We start from the raw sequence: 21,850 nt of genomic DNA on the forward strand, positions 1-21,850 counted from the left end.
ATAAGCCAATGTCAGATTATAAGATGATCCCCTGTGAGCACTATGATTACCTCGAACTCGCCTGCCTGCGCGGCTATCAACTTAAGATAGAGTTGATTGATGGCACGCAATGCCAAGGCCAAGCCATCACCACGCAGACAAGGGCAGACAAAACTGAGTGGCTTATCATCCAAGAGCAACAAACGAGACAATCCGTTAGACTCGACCAGATAACCGCCATCACGCCCCTTGATCCTAATGCTGAATTTGGCAGGGTATTGATTGCGACTAAACAACCTTAACTAAGAGGATGACATGGCAAAAATGATTTTAGCTGTTGATATTGGTCACTGGACTGGTGGGCATAACGGTCAATATCCCCATCTCATTGAGTTTACTATGGCGCACCTAAATAGGCCCTTTCATGTCAGCGAAGGTTGGGGACATGGCTTAGGTGGCGCGGCTTACTCACTCGCCCAATTTGTCGAAACGCCTTATTACCTCAAACTCAAAACCGATGCACCTTGGGCGTTTGCCATTATAGAGCAAGGCTTAGCACTGCAGAATATTGAAGCTATCGCCACCGCACTCTCAATGCGATATGCGGATCATCCCCCCCTTGTCCCTGCTCATTTAATGGAGTACTTATTGGGCTAACAAAATGTAAGCTTAGATAAAGAGTGTATAGAGGATTAAGATTCACCGAGTCATTACACTCGGTGACAGGATGCTAAATAAGGATCGAAGCCGTTTATAAATTGGGTGAAAAAGTTGTTTCCCGCTTAAACCGCCACCGCTGCAATCACAGAGACTTCGACCAAATATTCCGGCTCGGCAATCGCTGCCTGTACACAGGCACGGGCAGGCGCATGACCCTTAGGCACCCAAGCATCCCAAACGGCATTCATTGCATCATAATCGCCCATATCTTTCAGATAAATTGTCGCTGATAGCAAATGCTCACGGGAACTCCCCGCCTGCGCTAACAAGGTATCGACCTCCTCAAGCATAGTAACGGTTTGTTCGGTGATATTTTGATACTTGTCCTTCGCCACTTGACCACACAGATACACAGTACCTTGATGGATCACTATGCTACTCATTCGGGTACCAACATCTAAACGGGTAATGCTCATATGGATAATCTCTTACATCAGATGGTTAAACGTTTATTGAATCAGGTATTTTAACAGCAAATACTTAAGAAGTTTGCGATACAACTTTAGGCCAAAACGGATAAAAGCGTGACATCAAAGCCAATAACCCAAGACCTGTGCTAATCACACTTAACCACACAAGTGGTGTCGCTACGGCAAAATTGATTAGCTGAAATCCAACCAAAGCTGAACATGCCGCGATTAACGCAAAGGGCAACTGACTTACGACATGATCATGGGGCGCACAACCCGAACTGGTCGCACTAAGTACGCTAGTATCTGAAATAGGAGAACAATGATCGCCAAATACGGATCCCGCCATCACAGCACTTAGGGTTGGTAATAATAAATTAGCCTCTAGGTTATGGGCTATTTCACCACCAATGGGGATCATAATGGCAAAAGTCCCCCAACTCGATCCCGTTGCAAATGCCATAACAGCGCAGAGCAAAAACATGCCTGCCACCAGCAGCTGTGGCGATAGATACAGCTTTGCCCACGAGGCTAACAATGTTGCCACACCCAAATCTTGGATCACAGCGCCAATCATCCATGTACAAAGCAAAATAGCAATTGCAAAGGCGATAATGCGGATACCATGGCTCAAATCTTTGGATAAGGCCCCTATGCGTCGACCAGAGAAACGTAACATGATTAAAGTGACTAAGGTTGCCAATAAACAAGCATCGCGCATAGAGGCACCTATATCAGCCTTAGCTAACCAGAGTGATATATTCCAAGAAGAAACTTGCTGTGCCCCTGACCAAAGGGTTAATCCCACAGAAGCGGACAACAGCGTTAACATAGGGATCGCCAATAACCAAGGGCTACCATTTTGTTTGCTCTGCAGTTGTGAGGTGGCGGTGTCCTGCTGCAACGGCTCCTCAACCAAGAATCGCTCCTTCACCATTAACGAATGAAAACCTACGCCATACCAAGCGACCAGCACAGATAGACCTAAAGTGACAATCGCATAAAAGTTAAATAAGGCTATCTCGATAAAGGCTTCCAGCGGCGATACAGGTAAAAAACTGAGCCCAGCGATAAGCGCCATTACGTAGGGCCCCCAACTGGAGAAAGGCAATAGCGCGCATAAAGGCGAAGCATTGGAATCCACTAGATAGGCGAGTTGCTCATGGCGAATACCATAACGCTGACTCAGCGGCTGACATACGTGACCAACGGCAAGACAACTGAAAATACCATCGATGAAAACAAACCAACCGAGAAAAACCACTCCAAGCCGAGCCTGTCGCTCAGAACGAATACGGCTATATAACCAATCGCCAAACTGGCCAACTGCGCCGCCACGGGCCAAGAGTTGCGTCATGCTACCTAGCAGTAACATGGCCAATAGCACATTAATGTGCCACCCTAGCCAAGCGCCTTGGTCATAAAACTGCTTAATGCCTGTCTCCAATAAATAATACGCAGCTTGTAACACATCGAAATGGGCAAACACCAAAGCACCTGAAACGATACCAACCCCGAGTGCAAGCAAAGTTCGACGTAATAATAAGGCTAAAGTAAGGGTCAATAACAGGGGAAGCACGGCAAGCAGATTCGGCAACATGAGCCATTCCGACAATAAATAAAACCAAGAATACTAACGAGTTAATAACAAATGCAAAAAAACTTAGTTTAGAACACTGTTATCGGGTATTTTTTCGCCAAACGGCAAGAATCACTATTCCTTATGTTCTTGGCACTGCTAGAATCACAGTCCCATCCAGAAACTATAGGACTCTCCAGATGAGCCTTGAATTACTGTCCAAACTGGAAACCAAAATCCAGGCTACACTCGAAACTATCGAGCTTCTTAAAATGGAGCTTGAAGAAGAGAAGCAAAAATCTTCAACTTTGAGTGAGCACAATCAACAACTGAACGAGCAAAACCAACAACTGCAGCAAGAACTCGCTTCTTGGAACGAAAAAGTCACTGGACTGGTTGGTCTGCTCAACAGCGAAATCTAAGCTGTTTTTGTTTGATGATTTTGAGCTTCAATCAATTCGTTGAGTTCTAAAATAGCCTGCTTTACCTTTGGCAGGCTTTTTCTTGGCAACAAAAACCGACCTTTCTCAAATTCTAATCGCCCTAAATCTTTAACCCAAATAACACCAGTAAGGAAAATACGCGCGTGCTTAACGATAAGCTTAGGTGCGTAAACAGGGAAAACTCTCATATAACCACCTACAAGCATTCTTGTTGTTATTGAATACAGTGGTTTGACACAGCTTTTACCGTTTGAGTTTCATTTTTCTGGTGTTTTTTTCATATTTTATAACGACAGAAAGCTAATCCACTGATTTAGTGTGAATATAGATATTAGCGTATCTAACAACATCAACATGAACGTCATAATAATGACGCTTGCCATTTTTTTGACACTCTGATAGATTGAACGCGTTACTCAGGGTAAAAATGGGTCATATGGCTCAAGTCCGTGCTCTCCAATAGGAGGTACGGTTTTTTTTTGCCCATTTATAGGTAAATGTAATAGTGGTTGAGATCCCCCCATTTCGCATTATTCTAACGGTGTCAAAATCATTATATCGGGCGATAAATATCAAAGGAGCCCTTAGGCTCCTCTGATATTTATGCTTTTGGCAAAAGCCCGCGATCATGTCACAGGTGTGCTAATGCAATTTGCCTTATTTTCTCGCAAGGAAATACGCAATCTCTAACAGTTCGTCGTATGACTTAATCGCTCCCGTTTCAACGCGATACTTTCCATTAACCACTATCGCAGGCACACCCGTTAGCTTAGCGTTTTCAGTATCACGCTTCATCTTTGACATTTGTGCGTTAACCATAAAAGATTCTGCTGCTGCATCGAAATTTTTACCATCAACACCATTAGCAACAAAAATCGCACGGATATCATTTCGGCTTGTAAAATGCTGTTTTTTATCATGAATAGCGGAGAATAATGCGGGTTCTACCTTATCAGCGACCTTTAATTGGTGCGCAACGGCAAAGGCACGTGACATTTCTACGCCCATTTCTTTACCAATAAAATCAACATGTGCTTGGTTAAAAGCGATGCCTTCAGGCTTTTCTGCCAAGATTTTAGGCACGACAGTTTTAGAAAACGTGTAACAATGCGGGCAATAGAATGAGAAAAATTCAGTGATCTCAGGCTTTGCCGTTGCAGGGCCGTCGTTGATGACAGTGTAATGTACACCCTCTTGGTATTGCGCAGCCAATGCTGCCATTGGAGCCAGTAATAGAGCCGCTGCCATGAGTAATGCTTTTTTCATTAAAATTCCTTAAATCAATTTTATAAATAGTTTTGTACCGAAGACTAACATATTCCCATTTTTGAGTGTAACTCAAGCCTAAGAGTTCAATCTAATGTCACAGAAGAAGTCAGCAATCAGCCTTTTAATAAGGTATTAAACTTAACGGTGGTTCATCCAAGGCAAATAATTGCTCTTTGAAGGCTAAAATCTGCTGCTCCCAATATTTTTCATCCCCAAACCACGGGAAGTTCATTGGAAAAGCAGGATCCTGCCAACGTCGGCCAATCCAAGCATTATAGTGCACCATACGTAGTGCCCGCAGAGGTTCAATCAATACTAATTGTCTTATATCAAACTCACAAAACTCTTCATAGGCTTCGAGTAAAATCTCAAGCTGCATCAATTGCTGTTGCCTGTCACCCGTTAACATCATCCACAGATCTTGAATTGCCGGCCCCATACGCGCATCGTCTAAATCCACAAAACCTGGGCCGTTAGGCGTCCATAGGATGTTGCCAGGGTGCAGATCGCCATGCAGACGAATGGAGGTAAAAGCTTGTCGTTTCCAAATGGCATTTGCCTTCGCGAGCACTTGTTCCACGACAGTGAAGAATGGCAGCCGTAAACTCGTAGGGACCAGATCAGACTGCTTTAACCATGCCAGAGGTTCTTCACCTAGGATCAGTGGGTTCAATGGTTCTCGCTCAGAAAAGACTTCCTGCGCGGCATATTGATGGATGCGACCGATAAATCGGCCAACTAATTCCAGCTGTTCTAAATTATCGACCTCAAAAGCGCGGCCGCCCAAGGAGGGGAATAGAGTAAATCGATAACCTCGATACTCATGCAATGTGTTTCCATTCAAGATCACTGGCACCGCCATAGGTATATCTTCAGCAGCGAGGGCCAGAGCATAATCATGCTCTTCTTGAATTTGAGCATTACTCCAACGATCTGGGCGATAAAACTTGACCACAAAACGCGCCCCTTCGTCGCTGCGGAATTGATATACACGATTCTCGTAACTATTAAGCGCAAGTAAGCCAGTTTCGGGATAAATGCCGAGACTCTCTATCGCATCTAAGATCAAGTCAGGTGTTAAAGCTTGAAAATGAAACTCAGCGCCGCTGCTTTGGTTTGCTGATGGCATATTGCTTTGATTAAGCTGTTCTGGGCTCATATGGATTCACTTATAGGTGAGATTTCAGCAAAGTCGCTAAATATTCTAACACGTCAAAATCAGCTTCCCGTTCAGCCGAAAGCCAGCAAATGTTGCCGTAAAACTCATAGTTTAGCCAGAGTTGAGTCCCCTCAAACTCCAATAACCATTGGTGCCTATCTGCACCCCATTGGCGTTCGCGTACCGTGCAATCTAATGCGGCCACCAGCGGCTCGGCAAAATCGGCGAAGCGGTCAAAATCGATATCAGCACTGATCGATAGACTTAATGCGTTTTTATCTAAGCTAATGGCATCTATGCTAATGGCTTTTATGTGAGAGCTCGGTAATTTCATGCTTTTTATCCAATCAACTACTACATGACATAATTAACCCTTGGCCCCAATCGGGTGGACGCTTGGCTAATTCATCATGTTCAACTTGTTCTGCAAATGGCCGACTCAACACTTGTTGCAAACGCTGCAGTGGCGCAAGGTTACCTTCTTCTACGGCAATTATCGCCTCTTGAGCTAAATAATTGCGCAAAATATATTTAGGATTGACACTATTACGCTCAGTTTGCCAAGCCGCAATATCCGTAACGTCCCCTAATCTAAGCTGATAAGCTTTATACCAAGTGTCGAACTGATGAGTATCGATAAAATCATCCCGCAGGGAGCTATGTTGACTCCTTGGATCTAACTGACCAAATTGACGCCATGTTTGAGCGTAATCCAGTTGGTTTTTTTCCATCAACACAGTGAATTGACCTATAAGTTCAAGATCTTGCTTATCCTGCTCGGCCGTTGATTTATCCAATGTTGTCAGCCCCAATTTGGCGCGCATTAACAGCAAATAGGTCTGTACTAGCGCCTCTTGGTATTGATTAAGAATGGCAATTAAATCATCGGATGGGATCACAGGCGTGAGCGCCTGCGCTAAACGCTGCAAATTCCATAAACCGACCCCTGGTTGCTGACCAAAGGCATAACGACCTTCTGGATCGGAATGGTTACAAATAAAATCTTCTTGAAAAGTATCAAGAAAGGCAAAGGGGCCGAAATCAAAACTATCCCCTAAAATCGACATATTGTCGGTGTTCATCACCCCATGGGCAAAACCCACCGCCTGCCAATGGGCAATCATCTTAGCGGTATCTTGGACGACCTGTAAAAACCACGCTTTATAACCCGATGGATCGCAACTCAAATGAGGATAATGCTGAGTAATAGTGAAGTTGAGTAATTGGAGCAGCTTATCGGCACGTCCGCGTTCACTGTGGCAGAAAAATTCGAAATGGCCGAAACGAATATGGCTACGAGCTAAACGCACGGTAATCGCCGCAGTTTCTTGGCTCTCACGCCAGACAGGCATATCCGAACCGATTACGGCTAAGGCGCGAGTCGTAGGTACATGTAAATGATATAAGGCTTCCGAGACTAAGAACTCCCTCACAGCTGAGCGCATCACGGCGCGGCCATCACCATGACGTGAGTATGGAGTTGGACCACCGCCCTTAAGTGCCACATCCCATGCGCCATTCGGCCCTATCGCTTCACCTAAAATAATTGAGCGGCCATCACCTAAACGCGGTGTATACCCGCCAAATTGGTGGCCGCTATACACTTGAGCATAATAAGTGGCGCCATCGATGGCGGCATTACCCGATAACCCCAACAGTAACTCGTCCGTAGGTTGAGTTAAGCCTATCAGTTGGGCAGCATCATGACTCCATGCTAACCACTGTGGATGACTGAGTCCCTGCGGATATACTTGAGAATAAAACTCAGGTAATTGAGTAAAAAAATCCTGTTTAAACTGCATACTTACCCGCCTATTGACTCAAAGTCTTACAAACAAGCACAGAGTTAGCATCAATCTCACACAGATGCCCACATTGATACACTCCAGCAGTGCTAGACTGACTTAAACGCTGCATCCCAAGCGCCTTACGCTGACACTGCTCTAACGTATCGTAATAACCATTAATATCATCAACTTGCAAAGACTCTGCAGGCACTATATCGGTATTAGGATAATAGAAAAGAGTCCATTCAGGCGCTTTAGTACATCCACTCAGTAGCCATAATCCCAACAGGACACTGGGCAAGGTATAACGTAACTTCATCTTCTCTACCCCATAAAAAAAGCGAACCTTAGTTCGCTTTTGCGCATTCAGTTAAGCTGGATTCTACACTGCCTAAGCGAGGGAAATAACCGCTTTTCACCTAAGGGATTAATCCACTCATTTGCGTTAAACCTTTGCTACTTTTGCCTGAGCCTTTTCGATACGACTAATTCGCCCCTCAAAGCCCGTCACAGTGCCATCACTTAAGCCTAGCAGTAATGCCTCTTGGCACAGTGCAATAGCGGCATCAAATGCCTGAGTATCACTGAGTAATGTAGCGAGTTGTAAAAAACCGGAGGTTTTTAGCTCAGACACTTCGTCTTTTTCTGCAGAAACGGCGTGGAAAAGTGCAAGATAAGGCTGTGTTAGCTGAGCGCCATAGTTAAGATAATCCGCAGATTTACGCTGCTTGTAACACTCACCAATCATATTTTGTAGCGCGGTGTATCGTTCAAGGGCAGAGCCCGCCCGTTGATATTCTTCAAAGGCGCGTTGTAATGTGATATTTGCCCACGTATCTGGCGCGGCAAAACTGATCTCTGACGTCGAGGAAGTTGAGCCCATATTTAATGTGGATTGCGCTGCCAGCTCTGATATTGGCTCGAATTTAGGTGTGGTTTCAACTGGATCACCCATTTCATTTGGTGGCGAGCCTAAAATAATAACCGCTTCTTCGTTATGGGCTGCTGGCGCATCTGCCTCGTTAACATCAGGAGCAATATGAAGAGTGTGTGTTTGAGACGCCGTCTGAGCTTGAGGTTCGCGGGGCATTAGCTCTGCTTCAACTTCTTTTGCGGTAACAACTTCAGATTCTGGCAAAACGACGGCCTTTACCTCATTAACGGCGGTGGTTGTTTCAACCTGCTCAGGATGCTCAGTATAAACCGTAGAGTTTTCAGTCGTCTTTTTAGGTGTTATTGCTTCTTGCTCCTCTTTCGCCAAGCGCTGCGCGCGACGAAATAGGAATACACCGATTGCAATCAGTATTATTACGACAATGATCTTCATTCTTGTTCACCTTTGATGGCCGCTTCTCGTCAGAAGCTGTGTCAATTGGCTTACCAAGCCATATCCCTTGAGGTGGCTGGCAACGGGGGTTATCTAAAAATTGAGCAGAGATTAACCGCTATTAAAGTCCATACTATCAGTGTAAATCAAGTAATTATGCCTTTTTATACGATCTTACACTCAAATCGTTATAATAAATTGCATTAAACTTAAGCTTTATCTCCCCACTTAGCGATAAGTCAACATTTTGCAACACTAAAAAAGGAATGCTATGCAACAAATACTGATCGTCGCCCATGCAAGCCCATACGGCACAGAAAAATTATTTAATACCTTACGGATTGCCATGGCATTGCAAGATCAAGAGGAACAACAGATAGGTCTAAAGATCTTTTTAATGTCAGATGCCATTTTTGGTGCCCTCAAAAACCAAACAACACCGGATTTAAGCTACAACTTACAACAAATGTTTGAAATCCTCAGCGCACAACAGGTCCCTATTTTACTCTGTAAAACCTGCGCACAGGCCCGTGGTGTGAATGCAGAGATGATTATTGAAGGCGCTGACATTGGCACACTACAGGATTTAACTCGTTGGACCTTAGCCGCAGATAAAGTCATCCATATTTAAGATGCACCTTAAGATTATTTTCTTGATCAATTTAAAGCCTTATTTTGTGCGCACCTTCATAAATTGGCGCATCTCTTTTGTCAGCGCCAATCTCACTGCTTATGATAGGATATCCGAGTAACTGACTAAGGTATTCAAATGGACGCAGCGGAACTACTCACAGGCAAGCTTCTATACGAACACCAAACCATAGCTGCCATGGCGAAAATTTATTGCAAGGCACACCACCAAGGACAAGATGAAAATGGTCTGTGTTCTGATTGTCTTGAATTATTAGATTATGCCGCAACTCGTTTAGATCGCTGTCCTTACGGCCAAAACAAGCCGACCTGCAATAAATGCCCCGTGCATTGTTACAAGCCCGTCCAGAAACAAATCGTGAAAGAAATTATGATTTACTCAGGACCTCGTATGCTGTTACCTCATCCGATACGCGCTATTAAACACCTACTCGCCGAACGGGTTCCAGTTCCGGATACAGTGCCAGAGGCCGCATCCAATCGACATCAACGCATAGCCAATTCAAAGAAAAACCCCTAGTAACACTTTTGCGACACCCATTTCCCTGTTATAACAAGGCTCGAGGTGTCGCACATGAACGAATTTAATACTTTTTTCGCTCAAGCTTATTGGTGGCTATCATTACTTGGAGGCTTGCATTGCCTCGCACTCGCTATTTATATTCGCTATTTTTACCACGCAGACGGCAATCAAAAACTTCTGGCAAGCTTTCTCAGTCTTATTGCACTTTACTTTCTCACAGGCATGCTTAATCGCGATAATACGCCGATCCCTATTCATATTTTATTTAATCTTATCAATCCAATATATTTCCTACTTATGCCTTTGCTCTATCTTTATTGCAAACGCAGTTTAGAGCAACGCTTTGAACCTATTGGCTTTTCAAAACATTACTGGCCATCCATTTTTACTCTTTTTATCGCAGTAATCGATATCTTCCTCAGGATAGATTTAGAAAAAAATCCGATTTGGTTTCAAGCTGAAATTATCCTGCATCAAATCAATATTGATATCAGCCACTGGGGGATCCTGTTACCTCTGTTACTTTCGATACAAACCTGCGGATATTTTATTGCTCTGTGGATTTTATTTAGACGCTACAAAGTACCCAAACAAGAGTCCCCCAACGCACCACAGGCAAGCCTACGTTTAATCCGTTTTCGTTGGCTTTTTAGCCTAACCTTAGCCATGTTACTTAACTGGCTTATCCGCGCATTTGTCGTCGTTATCCCCTTTTATCTTGGTGACTCACTCTCCATATTCTCCCACGCTTTACCCCGCCTAACCTTATTACTGAGCATCTATTTACTCGCAGCCTATGGCCTAAAACAAATTACCCGTATCGCCTATTTAAAAGGGCATCTTGCTGCGCCTACAACACCGACAACCACAGCCCAAACAGAAGAACTACTTACTTCAGAGGAGTTTGACTTTCTGCAACACCTTCAACAAGAATCGAATGAAGTCAGTGACAAATCCGCAGAATCTAAACACAACGCTCAGAACTAAAAGCATGATTCAATATCCAATACTGCATCAACCTCGCCGTTTCTCTAGCAAACTGAACCTCGGCTGACATGAACACAGTAATTAGCTGTCATTATTCACTATTAAGGGTACTCTGATGGAACTGAGTACTTGAGGAGAATCCATATGAAATCTTTTTTAACTGCAATTGCTGTATCAACATGCCTTATTGTGAGCCTCTTTACCGCCCCCGCTACACGAGCAGATGACAGCTATAACAAAGCGTTAGCGAATTTCCATCAAGCAAAAGAAACCCGTAAATTTTTCGATACTGCCTATGGTTATGCCCTATTCCCAACAATCGGGAAAGGCGGTATTGGTATAGGTGCTGCCTACGGAAAAGGACGAGTCTATCAAGCTGGTGTCTATACTGGTGATTCTAGTATGACTCAGCTATCCATAGGCTTTCAGTTAGGAGGACAAGCCTACAGCGAAATCATCTTCTTTAAAGATGCAAAATCCTACGATGCCTTTACAAGCGGTAGTTTCGAGTTCGACGCCCAAGCTTCTGCTGTTGCGATAAATATGGGGGCAAATGCACAAGCGGGAACTAAGGGTAATTCTGCAGCTGCAGGCCAATCCGGTGGAAACCAATCCGCGACTGGGGCCTATATCAATGGTATGGCAGTATTTACCGCAGCAAAAGGTGGCTTAATGTTTGAAGCGGCGTTAGCGGGACAATCTTTCACTTTTGAGCCTAGAGCTAACTAAAACGACCTTAGCATTTAAGCTAAATCTTTTCCCTCCAATGTAAACGGCGAGTGATATCACTCGCCGTTATTTTATCTTCAAGATAAACCGTGCTATGGGTCGTCAGCTACTTTACGTAACCCTTTAACACATCATCAATCATAATATTAAGGGATGTTATGCCCGCCCCAGTTATATACCAAGCCTCGGGATCCACAAAAATAATGTTCCCCGTCTTCCAAGCGTTAGTTTCACGCAAGAGAGGGTTATCGATAGATTGTTTATCCAATACAGGGCTTCGCTCCATCACTGCGGTTCTGTCAACCACGTAAATGATGTCGGGATTGTTTTCAAGAATAAACTCGCTTGATACAGGTTGACCGTGCAATCCCATCTGCTCTGAAAGGCTAGCGGGTTTAACCCCTAGCGCACTGTAAATGAACCCATAGCGTGAACGAATACCTAAAAATCGAAAAGCGCCATTATTATGCAACACCACCAATGCTTTTTCTGGCCTGTCCTTAATCACCATTCTGGCGGCTTGGATCTTAGTTTCCAGTTCATCCACTTTATGTTTTGCCAAGGTTTGCTTATCGAATAATTTCCCCAGCATCAATAAGTGTTTTGTGACTATATCAAAGTAATCGCTGTTGCTGTCTTGGTAATCAATATCCAAATGAATGGTTGGTGCCAAATTGGAAAGCGCTTGATAATGACTAGCTTGAACGGATGACATCAGCACCAAATCGGGTTTAAGTGCATAAATACGTTCCATATTGGGTTGAACGATAGCACCTAAATCAACGATATCACTATTGTTGCTGTAATCTTTCAGGTAATAAGGAACAAAATCCTTTGGCATACCGACAATGGGAACACCCAACTGTTCGAGATAGTCGACTTCATTCATATCTAAGGCGGCAACGCGTACTGGCCGTTTTGTAATAACAGTAGTGCCCAGCTTATGCTCTACCTCTATCGGGGCAAACTCCAACTCAACCGTTGAAGCACTCGTATCCGATGATGCAGGCTGTAATGACTCGGTTTTATTGTCGCAGGCCAGCAAAAAAGCCGAGCTAAATAACAGAATCGCTATCACTTTAGTCCCACTTCTACATTTCGACGTCACTTGTATTCTCCTTGTAAGTTGAAGTTGAAATAGTTACATACAGTTCCTTGACTCGTTTTCAGCACCTCAAGATCCAGTTCGTACAGGGCTTTTAACCTTTGTGCTGTAACGACCTCTTCAACGGGTCCAGCGCAGTGCACAACGCCTTGCTTCATACCGACAATATAGTCGGAGTAGTTAGCTGCAAAATTGATATCGTGAACCACTAACACTACCGTTCGTTTGTAATCGTCACACAGATGGCGAAGTGCCCGCATGATGCTAACGGCATGTTTCATATCCAGATTGTTGAGCGGTTCATCTAACAATAAATAATCCGTTTGCTGCGCAATCGCCATTGCCAGAAAAGCCATTTGGCGCTGTCCGCCGCTAAGTTCATCAATAAATACATTGGCTAATGACTCTAAAGCTAAAAACGACAGCGCTTCATCAATGGCGCGATGATCTTCCTTTGTGAGTGCCCCTTGGCTATAGGGAAAACGACCAAATGCCACTAACTCCCTGACCGTCAGGCGTAAATTGAGGCTGTTAAACTGACGCATGGTTGCCACTTGCTTGGCATAATCCTTCAAGGGAATATTGTGGATAGCAGTACCTTTGAGTAATACCTCGCCCTGCTGGATATTCAGTAACCGACCAATCGACATCAGTAAGGTACTTTTGCCGGCACCGTTGGGGCCGATGAGAGAAGTCATCTGATGTTCGGGAAATTGTGCAGTGACATTTTTTAGCACAGGTTTCGCGCCATAAGACTGATATAAGTTATTGACGGTTATCACACTGCGCTCCGAGGTTTAAGAATTAAGACAAAGAAATAGGCGCCACAAAATAGATTAATTAACAGCCCAACACTGGTTTGATAATTAAACAGATGCTCAACAAGCATTTGCGCGATCAGAAAAACCGAGATAGCAACGGCGCATCCTGTTATCAAGGTAAATGAGTGCGACGGATGCCTTGCCAGTGCATAGGCCATATTCGCGACAAATATCCCCATAAAAGCAGTCGGCCCCACTAAACTGGTTGATATTGCGACCAATACCGCGATAAGACCCAATAGCAGGCGCACCACTTTTTGATAATCAATACCAAGAGAGATAGCTTGCTCCCGCCCCATTAGTAATACATCAAGTACAGCACGCACTCTCCAAGCGGCAATACACACGGCACTGACAAGTACTAGAGAGATAAGTAATTGCTCTGGTTGAGCGCGGTTGAACGACGCTAAGCTGTAGCTCTGGAAAATAGAAAACTCACCGGGACTGATAGAATATTGGATTAACTGAGTAAAACTGCCTAACACCACAGTGAGCACTAAGCCCACAAGCAGTAGGAAGAACACATCATGTCGATCTCCACTAAATAGCCAACGATGAATCGCCATTGAGTAAAGCAACATCACCACGACTGAGACAAAGAAATTGCTGTTAGCGGTGATCAGAATACTGCTTCCCGTCCCTAAGATAAGGATCAACAGTGCCTGCAAAATCAAATAAACCCCTTCATACCCCATGATAGATGGCGTTAAAATGCGATTTCCGGCTAAGGTCTGAAACAGTATCGAAGAAAACGCAATACAGACACCACCAAGGCAAATAGTGCCCAAACGCACCAATCGATTCGGTATGACATAGTCAAAATCAAAGCCTGAGCCCATCAATAAAAATGTGACTGCCAACATAATAGGCAGCCCCCAGCTCAAAAAACGCCATGCACTGTCTTTCATTTGATTTTCCAAACGATAACTAGAAATATGAGTCCACCTAAACAGCTTGCCGTTAGACCTATCGGAATTTCAAAGGGATACAAAACAAGCCGACCAAGCAAGTCACAGATAATCAGTAGTGTTGCGCCAGCAAAGGCGATAATAGGCAAGGTACGTTTTAAATTATCGCCGTAACGCATTGCGACAAGATTAGGAATAATCAAACCAATAAATGGAATGCTCCCGACTGTGAGAACTGTGGTCGCTATGGTCAGGGAAACCAGCACTAACCCTAAGATAACTAGGTTGAAATAACTCAGGCCTAGTGTGGTAGCTAAGCCTTCGCCCATTCCTACAATGGTAAAGCGCTGTGCATAAAGGTAGGTCAGTATGACTACGGGAAGGATCAGATAGATGATTTCGTAGTTACCCTGCACGATTTTTGAAAAATCACCCAGCATCCATCCCTGCATACTTTGCATCATATTGTTTTGATAAGCATAAAGTTCCGCTATCGCACTGAGTACACTGCCAAACATAATCCCAATAATTGGAATGAGCACCGGACTCTTATACCGAATACCACGAATAATCAGAATAAAAGCTAAGCTCGCAAGCAAGCAAAAAACCAAAGCCCCCAACATTCTGGCGGTGACACCCATACTCGGGGCATGAATGATTGAAATTAATATCCCTAGTTTGGCGGCATCAAGCCCGCCACAAGTAGCAGGTTCAACAAACTTGTTTTGCACAATCTGCTGCAATATCACGCCACAGACAGCGAGCCCTACACCTGAGCAAATCAAGGCAAAGAGCCTCGGCAAGCGACTCGCAGATAACACCAACCAGACATCATCCGATAACGTCAGCATCTGCGCCACAGAGGCATACTTTGCGCCTAGCAGCAATGAGGCAAAACAAAGCACAAAAAAGCACGTCAGTGCATAAACCACCTTCACAAACTGATACTTCCTATACGCAATAAATCTTGTACTAATCTGCAGCCGCTATGAGGTTTTCATATCGACGCGCTATGTTTGAGCCTTATCGGATCCCCCTGCCTTTTGGGCATGGGTAACGGCAATACCCGCTAACACTAAGTCACGTTTTCGCTCCCACCATTTGCGGGCGCCCACCTTCATGATGTCTACCATCGCATTTATCTGCTCAGCTTTATCAGGGAGCTTGGTGGCTTCATCTTCCCAAATTGCGATAATTCGCTCTTTACGTGTCCGGCCATCGGCTTCTGGTTTAGTGGTTGACCACCATCCCAAAAAGCACTCCCCCACCATGTCAACTAAGATATCAACGGCAAGCACTGCCTCATCGAGGGAGAAGCCTTTGTGTTGCAGCTTTTCGACCGATTCAGCAAAAGAACGTATACCCGATGACGGCGTAACACTGGCCTGATGAATAGATTCAGCGAGGCCAGGATGACGCTCATACAGTGCCCAAATGGCATCGGTCAATATGATCAATTCGCTCCGCCAATCGGTGGCCGCTGGCGCTCGCCAGTCCAGCTCATTGATAGCAAGCTCAGCAGCAATGGAGATAACGTCATTTCGACCTGCTACGTGATGGTAGAGGGAAGAATGATCGACCTTTAAATGCGCCGCTATAGCTGGGATGGTCGCTTGATCAACTCCAATCTCCAACGCAGCTCTGGCGATAGCCTCACGGGAAATACGGCTTGGTCTGCCACGCTGGCGTTTTTGAGTAGGTTGATCCGGTACTTGTGTCATATCGATAAGGTTTCCAAGGCAAAAATGCCATTCTAACCGCTCTTGCTACCCGCTGCATGGCAATACCCAATACCGCGGGTAGAAGCTAGCTGCTAAAACTTCGCCCTAACGCCTACACCTATTTCTCGTGGTTCAAGTAAATATGCATCCACGCCTCCGGTACTTCTGTCAGCCATTTTTGCCACAGGAGCTCGTTCATCCAGTAAATTGCGCGCATAAACAAAGGCTTCAAAATATTGGTTGATTTGATAGGAAGAATTCAGGTTTACCGTAGTGTAAGATCCCACTCTTAACTCTGGCTCATTGGTATCCGTTGAAAAGTATCCATCCGTATGGCGCACATCACCGCTCACTTTGATAGTGTCTGTGATTGAATAGTCAAACCCTATATTGAACATATATCCCGGCGCTTTACTAAACTCGTTGCCGACAAACTCCTCGCCACGGTAGTCATTAAATTCACTTATCTCAGTTTCAAGTAAACCCAACCCACCATATAAGCTAAAACTATCGGCCACTTTAAAGTTCCAATCTAATTCAATCCCATAGCTCTGCGCTTCATCGGCATTAATAATGACAGAACCAAAGGGTCGTCCATCGAGGTAGTCAGTAACTGAACGTTGTGAATCTTTAAAGCGGGTGTAAAAGAGATTGCTATTTATGATTAAGCGCTGTTCAAGCAGATCGATACGGGTAAAAAGTTCATAGTTCCATGCCGATTCGGCATCGAATGTATAATATTCGCCACCGCGGAAGTTAATACCTGTGCCCCCTGGAATGTTACCTTCACTGATCATAGCGCCGATTAAGACGTGATCTGTCAGATCATAGGACAGGGCAACCTTAGGTAATAAAGCCGTAAATGTCTCTTCATATTGATGGCGCACGTTTGGGATGTAGCTAGCAATACCATCGTGGCTAATTTCATCAGACTGATAACGGAGTGCGCTGGTGAATGCCCACTTGGGTGAGAAGCGCCATATGACTTCACCGTAGGGGGCAAAACTGGTATGTCTCAGGTCGGCGTCGGCATGACCAAATACGTTGTTCAGCTTGTTGTTGGTTTTATCATCCCAGTAGAAGACACCGGCAACCCCACTAAACTCTGAACTCTTGTCACCAAAGTTCAGCCTTATATCATTCGAAAAGTTTTCATTATCTCGTTTTGCAATCCCTTGATAAGGTGCTGCAAATCGATAATCAAACTGGCCTTCTGAATACTGCAGTTGGTTATGCAGCTTCATCCCATTGTAAAACACATATTCAAGATCAAAAATCCCGACATGATTGCTGACTTCCTGATTATCCTGAAAAATTGAACGATTTTCTAAGTCATCATAGGGTTCTGATACCACCTCGTTTCTGGGACGTTTAGCCTCAGTGGAGGAATAAGTCAGCATGGCGGAAAAGTTGCTGTATTTTTCGGGTTCCCATAGCAACTTCGCCCGTAGATTTTGGTTTTTAAACTCAAAATCCAAATCATGGGCAGTAAAATCGGGATTAACGTAATCAACAAAAGTATCTCTAGCGCTGTAATCTGCGCTAATTCTTGCGGCAAAGTCATTACTGAGCGCACCGGACGCCATGACCGAAAAGCGCTGCTTATTTCGACTGCCATAAAGTGCTTGCGCTGCAAATTCTGGCGTATAAGTGGGGTTATGGGTATGGATCACTACAGCGCCAGCAATACTGTTGGCTCCTTGACTGGTCGTTTGCGGACCACGGTAAACTTCAATAGACGACACATCCCACACGCCTGCGGCGCCTAAATCCAGTTCTGCGGGGCTCAGATATTTACCATCAACACTGATAGTAGCCCCGGGTACAGGCTTAGATAAGTAGGCATTACCCGCTGCAACAGGCCCTTTGGTATCCGTACCGCGGATAATGGGCGCATCGGTATTTCCGGCATAAATTAAGTTTGGCGTACCGCCGAGAATTTCAGAAATCGTTGATTGGTCGGCATTTTTCCTCAACTGTTCTTCAGTGATCACTGTCACTGAGCTAGCCGTTTCCTTCAGCGTGCGCTCGATTTTCTGACCGTAAACTGTGATGACTTCAATATTTCCCGCTGCATCTTGTTGCTTGGATTGCTTATCCGGAGCAGTTCCACTGTCAGCAATAGTTGAGCCTGAAATAGCGCTAAGCCCCAGCGCAAGAGAACCGATAACCCACTTTGATTGTGGGTAAAACTTACCAAATCGGGGCATGTGTAATAACTCCTTATACGAAAGATTTGCACCAATGAGAATAGTTATCAATTATATTATCGCCACTCAAAACATTTATCAACACAATGTTGATAAATAAAAATGACCGCTTAATATGGTCGCCATCTCATGGCGGTTCAATTTTTATGAAACAAGGAATTTGGCTCGTGGATGTTCATTTACCCATAAACTCTGGCACTCAGACTATTTTTTACTCTGCAATATCAAGACTTCATCGCTTCATTGGCCTTGTGTTAATCACACTTTCCAGACTGAAGCCCAGCCTGTTCCACTTCGATTTTTTAGGTGAACATTAAAATGCAGCGACTTTTCAGTCCCACTTCAACATTAGCCTTCGCCCTACGTCCGGCGATTCCCGCACTCACTTTCGGAATGCTGCTAGCGGCAGGTGCTGGCGTGACGACACTAGGTGCACTCTGGTGCATGATTCAACTTATTGCTGGCCATCATTCGCTATGGTTAGCGGGGGCGCTCATATTTGGGGTCGTGTCAGCGCGGCTATCAGCTGGCGCATCTTGGGTTAACCACAATGCTGAGGCGCAATTTTCTGGAAGATTAAGGCGTCATGTTGCAGCGCATCTTGTCAGGCTGCCACCAAGTACTTTGGCAAAATATAAGGGCGAAAAGTTAAAGCGATTAATGGTCGATGACATAGCGTCATTGCATCATATGATCGCGCATTTACCCTCTGAGTTAGCGACCTTTATCATTGTCCCTGCCATCACTATCGGTTTGCTGATCTTAAGTGCGGGCCTAGTGGCATTACTTGCCCTTATCCCAGGCCTAGTCGCAGCGCTTTTCTATTTGGTGGTGATCCCAAGGCTTGCTGCAAAACAGGGGGAAGCACGAGTCAATGTGATGGGAAATATCACTGCTGCAGTGGATGATTACTCGCGTGGTGCACCTGTATTTCGCATTTATGGGGCACAAACGGGTGCTATGGTCGACTACCAAAAGGCAACTAAGCATTTTATTGAGGAGATCATTGAGCGGGTAAGCAAGGTATCCACTTCAGTCGCAGTGGCCACATCACTACTGCAGGCTGTCTCTACTTTTGCCATTGTCTATGCCATCGGGTATGAATGGCCCCCAGAAAAGCTTGCTGCAGCCTTGTTCTTCAGTCTGGCCATTGTCACACCAGCCCTAAAGCTCGGGCATGGGCTTGATTATCTTGCCACGGGCCGCGCTGCCGCTCAGCGGCTAACGGATTTTCTTGAGCAGTCGAGAGTTCCTGTTGGTAACGGCAATATTGAGCTTAATGCAAATATGCCGCTCACCCTCACGAATGTTGTGCCTTCACTGTCTACAAGCAATCAATCTGTGCCCATTAACTATCAATTTAGAGCTGGCAGAGTCACGGCAGTTACAGGGATCAGTGGTGTTGGCAAATCCACATTACTGCGCTTATTAGCTGGCATGGAGCAGCTAAATGCCGGAGATATTCGACTCGCTGGTATTGCACTCAAGGAGATGGATGAAACCTCGATTAATCGCGCGATCATGCTATTGCCGCAAGGTGCGGGACTACTGGCAACCTCCATCGCCGACAATCTCGCGCTCACCGCACCTGATGCCACGGATGAGGATTACTTAGCAGCATTACACTGCGCGCAATTGGATAAATCCTTAACTACTCATGCAAGCACACTGTCTGGCGGTGAAATACAACGGGTTAATCTTGCTCGTGTATTTCTTTCACCCGCTAGGGTGATATTGCTTGATGAACCCACATCGGCCCTAGACAGCGAAACGGCGTTTAACGTGTTCACAGCACTACGCTATCACGCAAAAACAAACCACAAAACCATTGTGATGGTCACCCATGACTTAACGCTTGCCGAGCTGGCGGATGACAAGCTCACACTCAAGCATCATCACAGGGAAGGAGAAGGCCAATGATAAATCATCCCCAAGATTACGCAGCCATAAAGCACTTAATACCTGTTGCCTGCGGTTGGGCTGTGGCGGCCATATTGGAAGCGGCATGCTACATTCAACTGGCTTTAGCCATTATTGAGCAGCAATCACCGCAAAAAGTGCTATCGATTGCCGCAATAACCATACTCACCACAATACTGGCTTCGCGTTCAGGTTTTTGGGCTGGCGCAAAGCTGGCCAATGCGCTCTACAGTGCATTAGGCACGACCATGCAACAAGCTAAACTATCTTGGTTTACACCGAGTGTCAGGACACTACTCATAGAAACTGTCTCTCGAAGTATTCCTGGCTTTATGAGTATTCCGGCACATCAATTTCAGGTATTTATTCATGCACCGCTTATTCCGCTCTGCATTACCTTTGGCATAGGATTGATCGGTGGCATACCACTGGTACTGATGTTGGCTAGCTTGTTGCTCGTGTCATTTGTGATTCAGAGTATGGCGCAACGAGCCCTTGCCCGCGCAGATATGGACCGAAACAACACTGAATTGGCAGCGGATCAGTCAACCCTTGAACTGATCGACCACCTAGAGTTACTGCGCACAGCAGCAGGTTATCGCGGCGCAACAACACGGTTGGAGCAAAACTGGTTGGCACAAGAAATCGCATTGGAACGAACTAATCGCGCCGCTGCTATAGCAACATTACTGTCGGCTATCGCCAGCTTTTTACCTATTGCAGGCATGGCACTCTATCTGGTGCTATCCGGTATAAACAATACGACAATGCTGCTCGCTGTCTTGATGTTGACCATGCGCGCGGCGGCGCCACTTGAGACTCTCGCCGTGGCGGGAATAGGCATTAATGATCAGCTAGCGGCTATTAAACACTATCGACAAGCGACTCATGCGCCAACGCTCAAAGAGCCAAGCCAAGCACAACAAAAGACACCGAACAATCATACAATCGAACTGAATAACGTAACATTTCCTCCTGCGGTGCAAAATATCAATGCCACTATCGAGCCAGGTGAACGCGTGCTGATTGGCGGCCCGAGCGGTTCAGGTAAAACCAGCTTACTTAAGTTATTGATGCGCTTTGATGATCCCACCCTAGGCCTGATCACTTTGGGCAAGGTGCCACTCACGTCAGTCCCCACTGCTGAACTTGCCCGCTTTTTCGCCTATGTGCCGCAGGATCCACTCATCTTTACAGGCACCATTGCCAGTAATATTCGCATTGGTAACCCTGATGCCGACGATCAAGCCGTAGATAAAGCAGCACGCCAAGTGGCGCTAGATGAAGTATTAGACAGATCAGAACTGGGCATTTACCAAGAAGTCGGCTTACAAGGTGCAGGGTTATCGGGAGGGGAACGCCAAAGGCTTGCCTTAGCACGTGCGCTTATCAAAAATGCGCCAATTCTGATAATGGATGAGGCCACCTCGGCATTAGATGAAGAGACAGAAAAGCGCGTTGCTAAGATGATTTGCGAACAAAAATGCACGCTAATTTTGGTCTCCCACCACAATCAAACTATCTGGCAACCCACTAAGATAATAGACATGAGGTAATCAATAAAACCCCGGTATCTCTCTAAAACTGCGTTTTATCTAGTTT

The 21,850-nt window shown here is 45.2% G+C and carries 24 protein-coding genes; 9 read left to right on the forward strand and 15 right to left on the reverse strand.

Features of this window, described 5'->3' with window-relative positions; all coding sequences use genetic code 11:
* Positions 1–8 precede the first annotated feature (8 nt).
* Positions 9–281 (forward strand): Rho-binding antiterminator, encoded by a 273-nt coding sequence (locus SPUTW3181_RS19675; protein WP_011791024.1) that lies wholly within the window; start codon positions 9–11, stop codon positions 279–281.
* 13 nt (positions 282–294) lie between these two features.
* Positions 295–636, forward strand: coding sequence for a hypothetical protein (locus SPUTW3181_RS19680; protein WP_011791025.1), 342 nt, complete (start codon positions 295–297; stop codon positions 634–636).
* Positions 637–761: 125 nt separating this feature from the next.
* Here SPUTW3181_RS19680 and SPUTW3181_RS19685 read toward each other — a convergent pair whose 3' ends face one another.
* Together SPUTW3181_RS19685 and SPUTW3181_RS19690 are read right to left on the reverse strand one after the other, a co-directional pair.
* Positions 762–1,115 (reverse strand): RidA family protein, encoded by a 354-nt coding sequence (locus SPUTW3181_RS19685; protein ID WP_011791026.1) that lies wholly within the window; start codon positions 1,113–1,115, stop codon positions 762–764.
* 64 nt (positions 1,116–1,179) lie between these two features.
* Positions 1,180–2,709, reverse strand: coding sequence for a Na+/H+ antiporter NhaC family protein (locus tag SPUTW3181_RS19690; protein ID WP_011791027.1), 1,530 nt, complete (start codon positions 2,707–2,709; stop codon positions 1,180–1,182).
* A gap of 179 nt (positions 2,710–2,888) precedes the next feature.
* Between SPUTW3181_RS19690 and SPUTW3181_RS19695 the strand changes: the two genes are divergently transcribed.
* Entirely contained in the window at positions 2,889–3,110 is a 222-nt protein-coding gene (locus tag SPUTW3181_RS19695) for a cell division protein ZapB (protein WP_011791028.1), read from the forward strand.
* Here SPUTW3181_RS19695 and SPUTW3181_RS19700 read toward each other — a convergent pair.
* The 7 genes from SPUTW3181_RS19700 to SPUTW3181_RS19730 form a co-directional block, all read right to left on the reverse strand.
* Positions 3,107–3,319: a DUF1107 domain-containing protein gene (locus tag SPUTW3181_RS19700; RefSeq protein ID WP_011070699.1), complete on the reverse strand. Its 213-nt coding sequence runs from the start codon at positions 3,317–3,319 to the stop codon at positions 3,107–3,109. The genes SPUTW3181_RS19695 and SPUTW3181_RS19700 overlap by 4 nt on opposite strands.
* 469 nt (positions 3,320–3,788) lie before the next feature.
* Positions 3,789–4,397, reverse strand: coding sequence for a thiol:disulfide interchange protein DsbA/DsbL (locus SPUTW3181_RS19705; RefSeq protein ID WP_011791029.1), 609 nt, complete (start codon positions 4,395–4,397; stop codon positions 3,789–3,791).
* Between the two features lie 124 nt (positions 4,398–4,521).
* Positions 4,522–5,559 (reverse strand): serine/threonine protein kinase, encoded by a 1,038-nt coding sequence (locus tag SPUTW3181_RS19710; RefSeq protein ID WP_011791030.1) that lies wholly within the window; start codon positions 5,557–5,559, stop codon positions 4,522–4,524.
* 10 nt (positions 5,560–5,569) lie between these two features.
* A complete protein-coding gene (locus tag SPUTW3181_RS19715) occupies positions 5,570–5,893 on the reverse strand; it encodes a DUF3630 family protein (protein ID WP_011791031.1) in 324 nt (107 codons plus the stop codon).
* Positions 5,894–5,906: 13 nt separating this feature from the next.
* Entirely contained in the window at positions 5,907–7,361 is a 1,455-nt protein-coding gene (locus SPUTW3181_RS19720) for a protein adenylyltransferase SelO (RefSeq protein ID WP_011791032.1), read from the reverse strand.
* A gap of 10 nt (positions 7,362–7,371) precedes the next feature.
* Positions 7,372–7,665, reverse strand: coding sequence for a hypothetical protein (locus SPUTW3181_RS19725; RefSeq protein ID WP_011791033.1), 294 nt, complete (start codon positions 7,663–7,665; stop codon positions 7,372–7,374).
* A gap of 126 nt (positions 7,666–7,791) precedes the next feature.
* Positions 7,792–8,673, reverse strand: a complete 882-nt coding sequence (locus tag SPUTW3181_RS19730; RefSeq protein WP_011791034.1) for a hypothetical protein — start codon at positions 8,671–8,673, stop codon at positions 7,792–7,794.
* Positions 8,674–8,944: 271 nt separating this feature from the next.
* Here SPUTW3181_RS19730 and SPUTW3181_RS19740 point away from each other — a divergent pair, with 271 nt between their 5' ends.
* From SPUTW3181_RS19740 to SPUTW3181_RS19755, 4 genes are all read left to right on the forward strand, one after another.
* Positions 8,945–9,304, forward strand: coding sequence for a DsrE/DsrF/TusD sulfur relay family protein (locus tag SPUTW3181_RS19740; protein WP_011791035.1), 360 nt, complete (start codon positions 8,945–8,947; stop codon positions 9,302–9,304).
* A gap of 138 nt (positions 9,305–9,442) precedes the next feature.
* Positions 9,443–9,844 carry a nitrous oxide-stimulated promoter family protein gene (locus tag SPUTW3181_RS19745; protein WP_011791036.1) on the forward strand — a complete coding sequence of 134 codons (402 nt, stop codon included), beginning with the start codon at positions 9,443–9,445 and terminating at the stop codon, positions 9,842–9,844.
* Positions 9,845–9,898: 54 nt separating this feature from the next.
* The gene (locus tag SPUTW3181_RS19750) at positions 9,899–10,834 is read left to right on the forward strand and encodes a hypothetical protein (RefSeq protein WP_011791037.1); all 936 of its coding nucleotides are present in this window, start codon (positions 9,899–9,901) and stop codon (positions 10,832–10,834) included.
* 144 nt (positions 10,835–10,978) lie between these two features.
* A complete protein-coding gene (locus SPUTW3181_RS19755) occupies positions 10,979–11,563 on the forward strand; it encodes a YSC84-related protein (protein WP_011791038.1) in 585 nt (194 codons plus the stop codon).
* A gap of 106 nt (positions 11,564–11,669) precedes the next feature.
* Here the strand turns inward: SPUTW3181_RS19755 and SPUTW3181_RS19760 are convergent, their stop codons facing one another.
* From SPUTW3181_RS19760 to SPUTW3181_RS19785, 6 genes are all read right to left on the reverse strand, one after another.
* The gene (locus SPUTW3181_RS19760) at positions 11,670–12,671 is read right to left on the reverse strand and encodes a siderophore ABC transporter substrate-binding protein (protein ID WP_011791039.1); all 1,002 of its coding nucleotides are present in this window, start codon (positions 12,669–12,671) and stop codon (positions 11,670–11,672) included.
* Entirely contained in the window at positions 12,668–13,450 is a 783-nt protein-coding gene (locus SPUTW3181_RS19765; RefSeq protein ID WP_011791040.1) for an ABC transporter ATP-binding protein, read from the reverse strand. The genes SPUTW3181_RS19760 and SPUTW3181_RS19765 overlap by 4 nt, the downstream gene beginning before the upstream one ends.
* Positions 13,447–14,397, reverse strand: a complete 951-nt coding sequence (locus SPUTW3181_RS19770; RefSeq protein ID WP_014611500.1) for an iron chelate uptake ABC transporter family permease subunit — start codon at positions 14,395–14,397, stop codon at positions 13,447–13,449. The genes SPUTW3181_RS19765 and SPUTW3181_RS19770 overlap by 4 nt, the downstream gene beginning before the upstream one ends.
* Positions 14,394–15,335 (reverse strand): ABC transporter permease, encoded by a 942-nt coding sequence (locus SPUTW3181_RS19775; RefSeq protein ID WP_011791042.1) that lies wholly within the window; start codon positions 15,333–15,335, stop codon positions 14,394–14,396. The genes SPUTW3181_RS19770 and SPUTW3181_RS19775 overlap by 4 nt, the downstream gene beginning before the upstream one ends.
* A 72-nt stretch (positions 15,336–15,407) precedes the next feature.
* On the reverse strand, positions 15,408–16,118 hold the full coding sequence (locus tag SPUTW3181_RS19780) for a TetR/AcrR family transcriptional regulator (protein WP_011791043.1): 711 nt from the start codon (positions 16,116–16,118) through the stop codon (positions 15,408–15,410).
* 92 nt (positions 16,119–16,210) lie between these two features.
* Positions 16,211–18,328 (reverse strand): TonB-dependent receptor, encoded by a 2,118-nt coding sequence (locus SPUTW3181_RS19785; RefSeq protein WP_011791044.1) that lies wholly within the window; start codon positions 18,326–18,328, stop codon positions 16,211–16,213.
* Positions 18,329–18,646: 318 nt separating this feature from the next.
* Here SPUTW3181_RS19785 and SPUTW3181_RS19790 point away from each other — a divergent pair, with 318 nt between their 5' ends.
* Both SPUTW3181_RS19790 and SPUTW3181_RS19795 read left to right on the forward strand, forming a co-directional pair.
* On the forward strand, positions 18,647–20,248 hold the full coding sequence (locus tag SPUTW3181_RS19790; RefSeq protein ID WP_011791045.1) for an ATP-binding cassette domain-containing protein: 1,602 nt from the start codon (positions 18,647–18,649) through the stop codon (positions 20,246–20,248).
* Positions 20,245–21,804: an ATP-binding cassette domain-containing protein gene (locus tag SPUTW3181_RS19795; protein WP_011791046.1), complete on the forward strand. Its 1,560-nt coding sequence runs from the start codon at positions 20,245–20,247 to the stop codon at positions 21,802–21,804. Before SPUTW3181_RS19790 ends, SPUTW3181_RS19795 begins: the two co-directional genes overlap by 4 nt.
* The last annotated feature ends 46 nt before the right edge of the window (positions 21,805–21,850 follow it).

The sequence above is a fragment of the Shewanella sp. W3-18-1 genome (assembly GCF_000015185.1).
In the GTDB taxonomy this organism is placed as follows: Bacteria; Pseudomonadota; Gammaproteobacteria; order Enterobacterales; family Shewanellaceae; genus Shewanella; species Shewanella putrefaciens.

Excerpts from the sequence above, each read along its gene's own strand:
- SPUTW3181_RS19755 (WP_011791038.1), top strand. The coding sequence starts at position 10,979 with ATGAAATCTTTTTTAACTGCAATTGCTGTATCAACATGCCTTATTGTG.
- SPUTW3181_RS19710 (WP_011791030.1), bottom strand. The coding sequence starts at position 5,559 with ATGAGCCCAGAACAGCTTAATCAAAGCAATATGCCATCAGCAAACCAA.
- SPUTW3181_RS19675 (WP_011791024.1), top strand. The coding sequence starts at position 9 with ATGTCAGATTATAAGATGATCCCCTGTGAGCACTATGATTACCTCGAA.
- SPUTW3181_RS19795 (WP_011791046.1), top strand. The coding sequence starts at position 20,245 with ATGATAAATCATCCCCAAGATTACGCAGCCATAAAGCACTTAATACCT.
- SPUTW3181_RS19680 (WP_011791025.1), top strand. The coding sequence starts at position 295 with ATGGCAAAAATGATTTTAGCTGTTGATATTGGTCACTGGACTGGTGGG.
- SPUTW3181_RS19750 (WP_011791037.1), top strand. The coding sequence starts at position 9,899 with ATGAACGAATTTAATACTTTTTTCGCTCAAGCTTATTGGTGGCTATCA.
- SPUTW3181_RS19700 (WP_011070699.1), bottom strand. The coding sequence starts at position 3,319 with ATGAGAGTTTTCCCTGTTTACGCACCTAAGCTTATCGTTAAGCACGCG.
- SPUTW3181_RS19730 (WP_011791034.1), bottom strand. The coding sequence starts at position 8,673 with ATGAAGATCATTGTCGTAATAATACTGATTGCAATCGGTGTATTCCTA.
- SPUTW3181_RS19720 (WP_011791032.1), bottom strand. The coding sequence starts at position 7,361 with ATGCAGTTTAAACAGGATTTTTTTACTCAATTACCTGAGTTTTATTCT.
- SPUTW3181_RS19780 (WP_011791043.1), bottom strand. The coding sequence starts at position 16,118 with ATGACACAAGTACCGGATCAACCTACTCAAAAACGCCAGCGTGGCAGA.
- SPUTW3181_RS19790 (WP_011791045.1), top strand. The coding sequence starts at position 18,647 with ATGCAGCGACTTTTCAGTCCCACTTCAACATTAGCCTTCGCCCTACGT.
- SPUTW3181_RS19725 (WP_011791033.1), bottom strand. The coding sequence starts at position 7,665 with ATGAAGTTACGTTATACCTTGCCCAGTGTCCTGTTGGGATTATGGCTA.
- SPUTW3181_RS19695 (WP_011791028.1), top strand. The coding sequence starts at position 2,889 with ATGAGCCTTGAATTACTGTCCAAACTGGAAACCAAAATCCAGGCTACA.
- SPUTW3181_RS19745 (WP_011791036.1), top strand. The coding sequence starts at position 9,443 with ATGGACGCAGCGGAACTACTCACAGGCAAGCTTCTATACGAACACCAA.
- SPUTW3181_RS19785 (WP_011791044.1), bottom strand. The coding sequence starts at position 18,328 with ATGCCCCGATTTGGTAAGTTTTACCCACAATCAAAGTGGGTTATCGGT.
- SPUTW3181_RS19770 (WP_014611500.1), bottom strand. The coding sequence starts at position 14,397 with ATGAAAGACAGTGCATGGCGTTTTTTGAGCTGGGGGCTGCCTATTATG.
- SPUTW3181_RS19715 (WP_011791031.1), bottom strand. The coding sequence starts at position 5,893 with ATGAAATTACCGAGCTCTCACATAAAAGCCATTAGCATAGATGCCATT.
- SPUTW3181_RS19690 (WP_011791027.1), bottom strand. The coding sequence starts at position 2,709 with ATGTTGCCGAATCTGCTTGCCGTGCTTCCCCTGTTATTGACCCTTACT.
- SPUTW3181_RS19705 (WP_011791029.1), bottom strand. The coding sequence starts at position 4,397 with ATGAAAAAAGCATTACTCATGGCAGCGGCTCTATTACTGGCTCCAATG.
- SPUTW3181_RS19685 (WP_011791026.1), bottom strand. The coding sequence starts at position 1,115 with ATGAGCATTACCCGTTTAGATGTTGGTACCCGAATGAGTAGCATAGTG.
- SPUTW3181_RS19740 (WP_011791035.1), top strand. The coding sequence starts at position 8,945 with ATGCAACAAATACTGATCGTCGCCCATGCAAGCCCATACGGCACAGAA.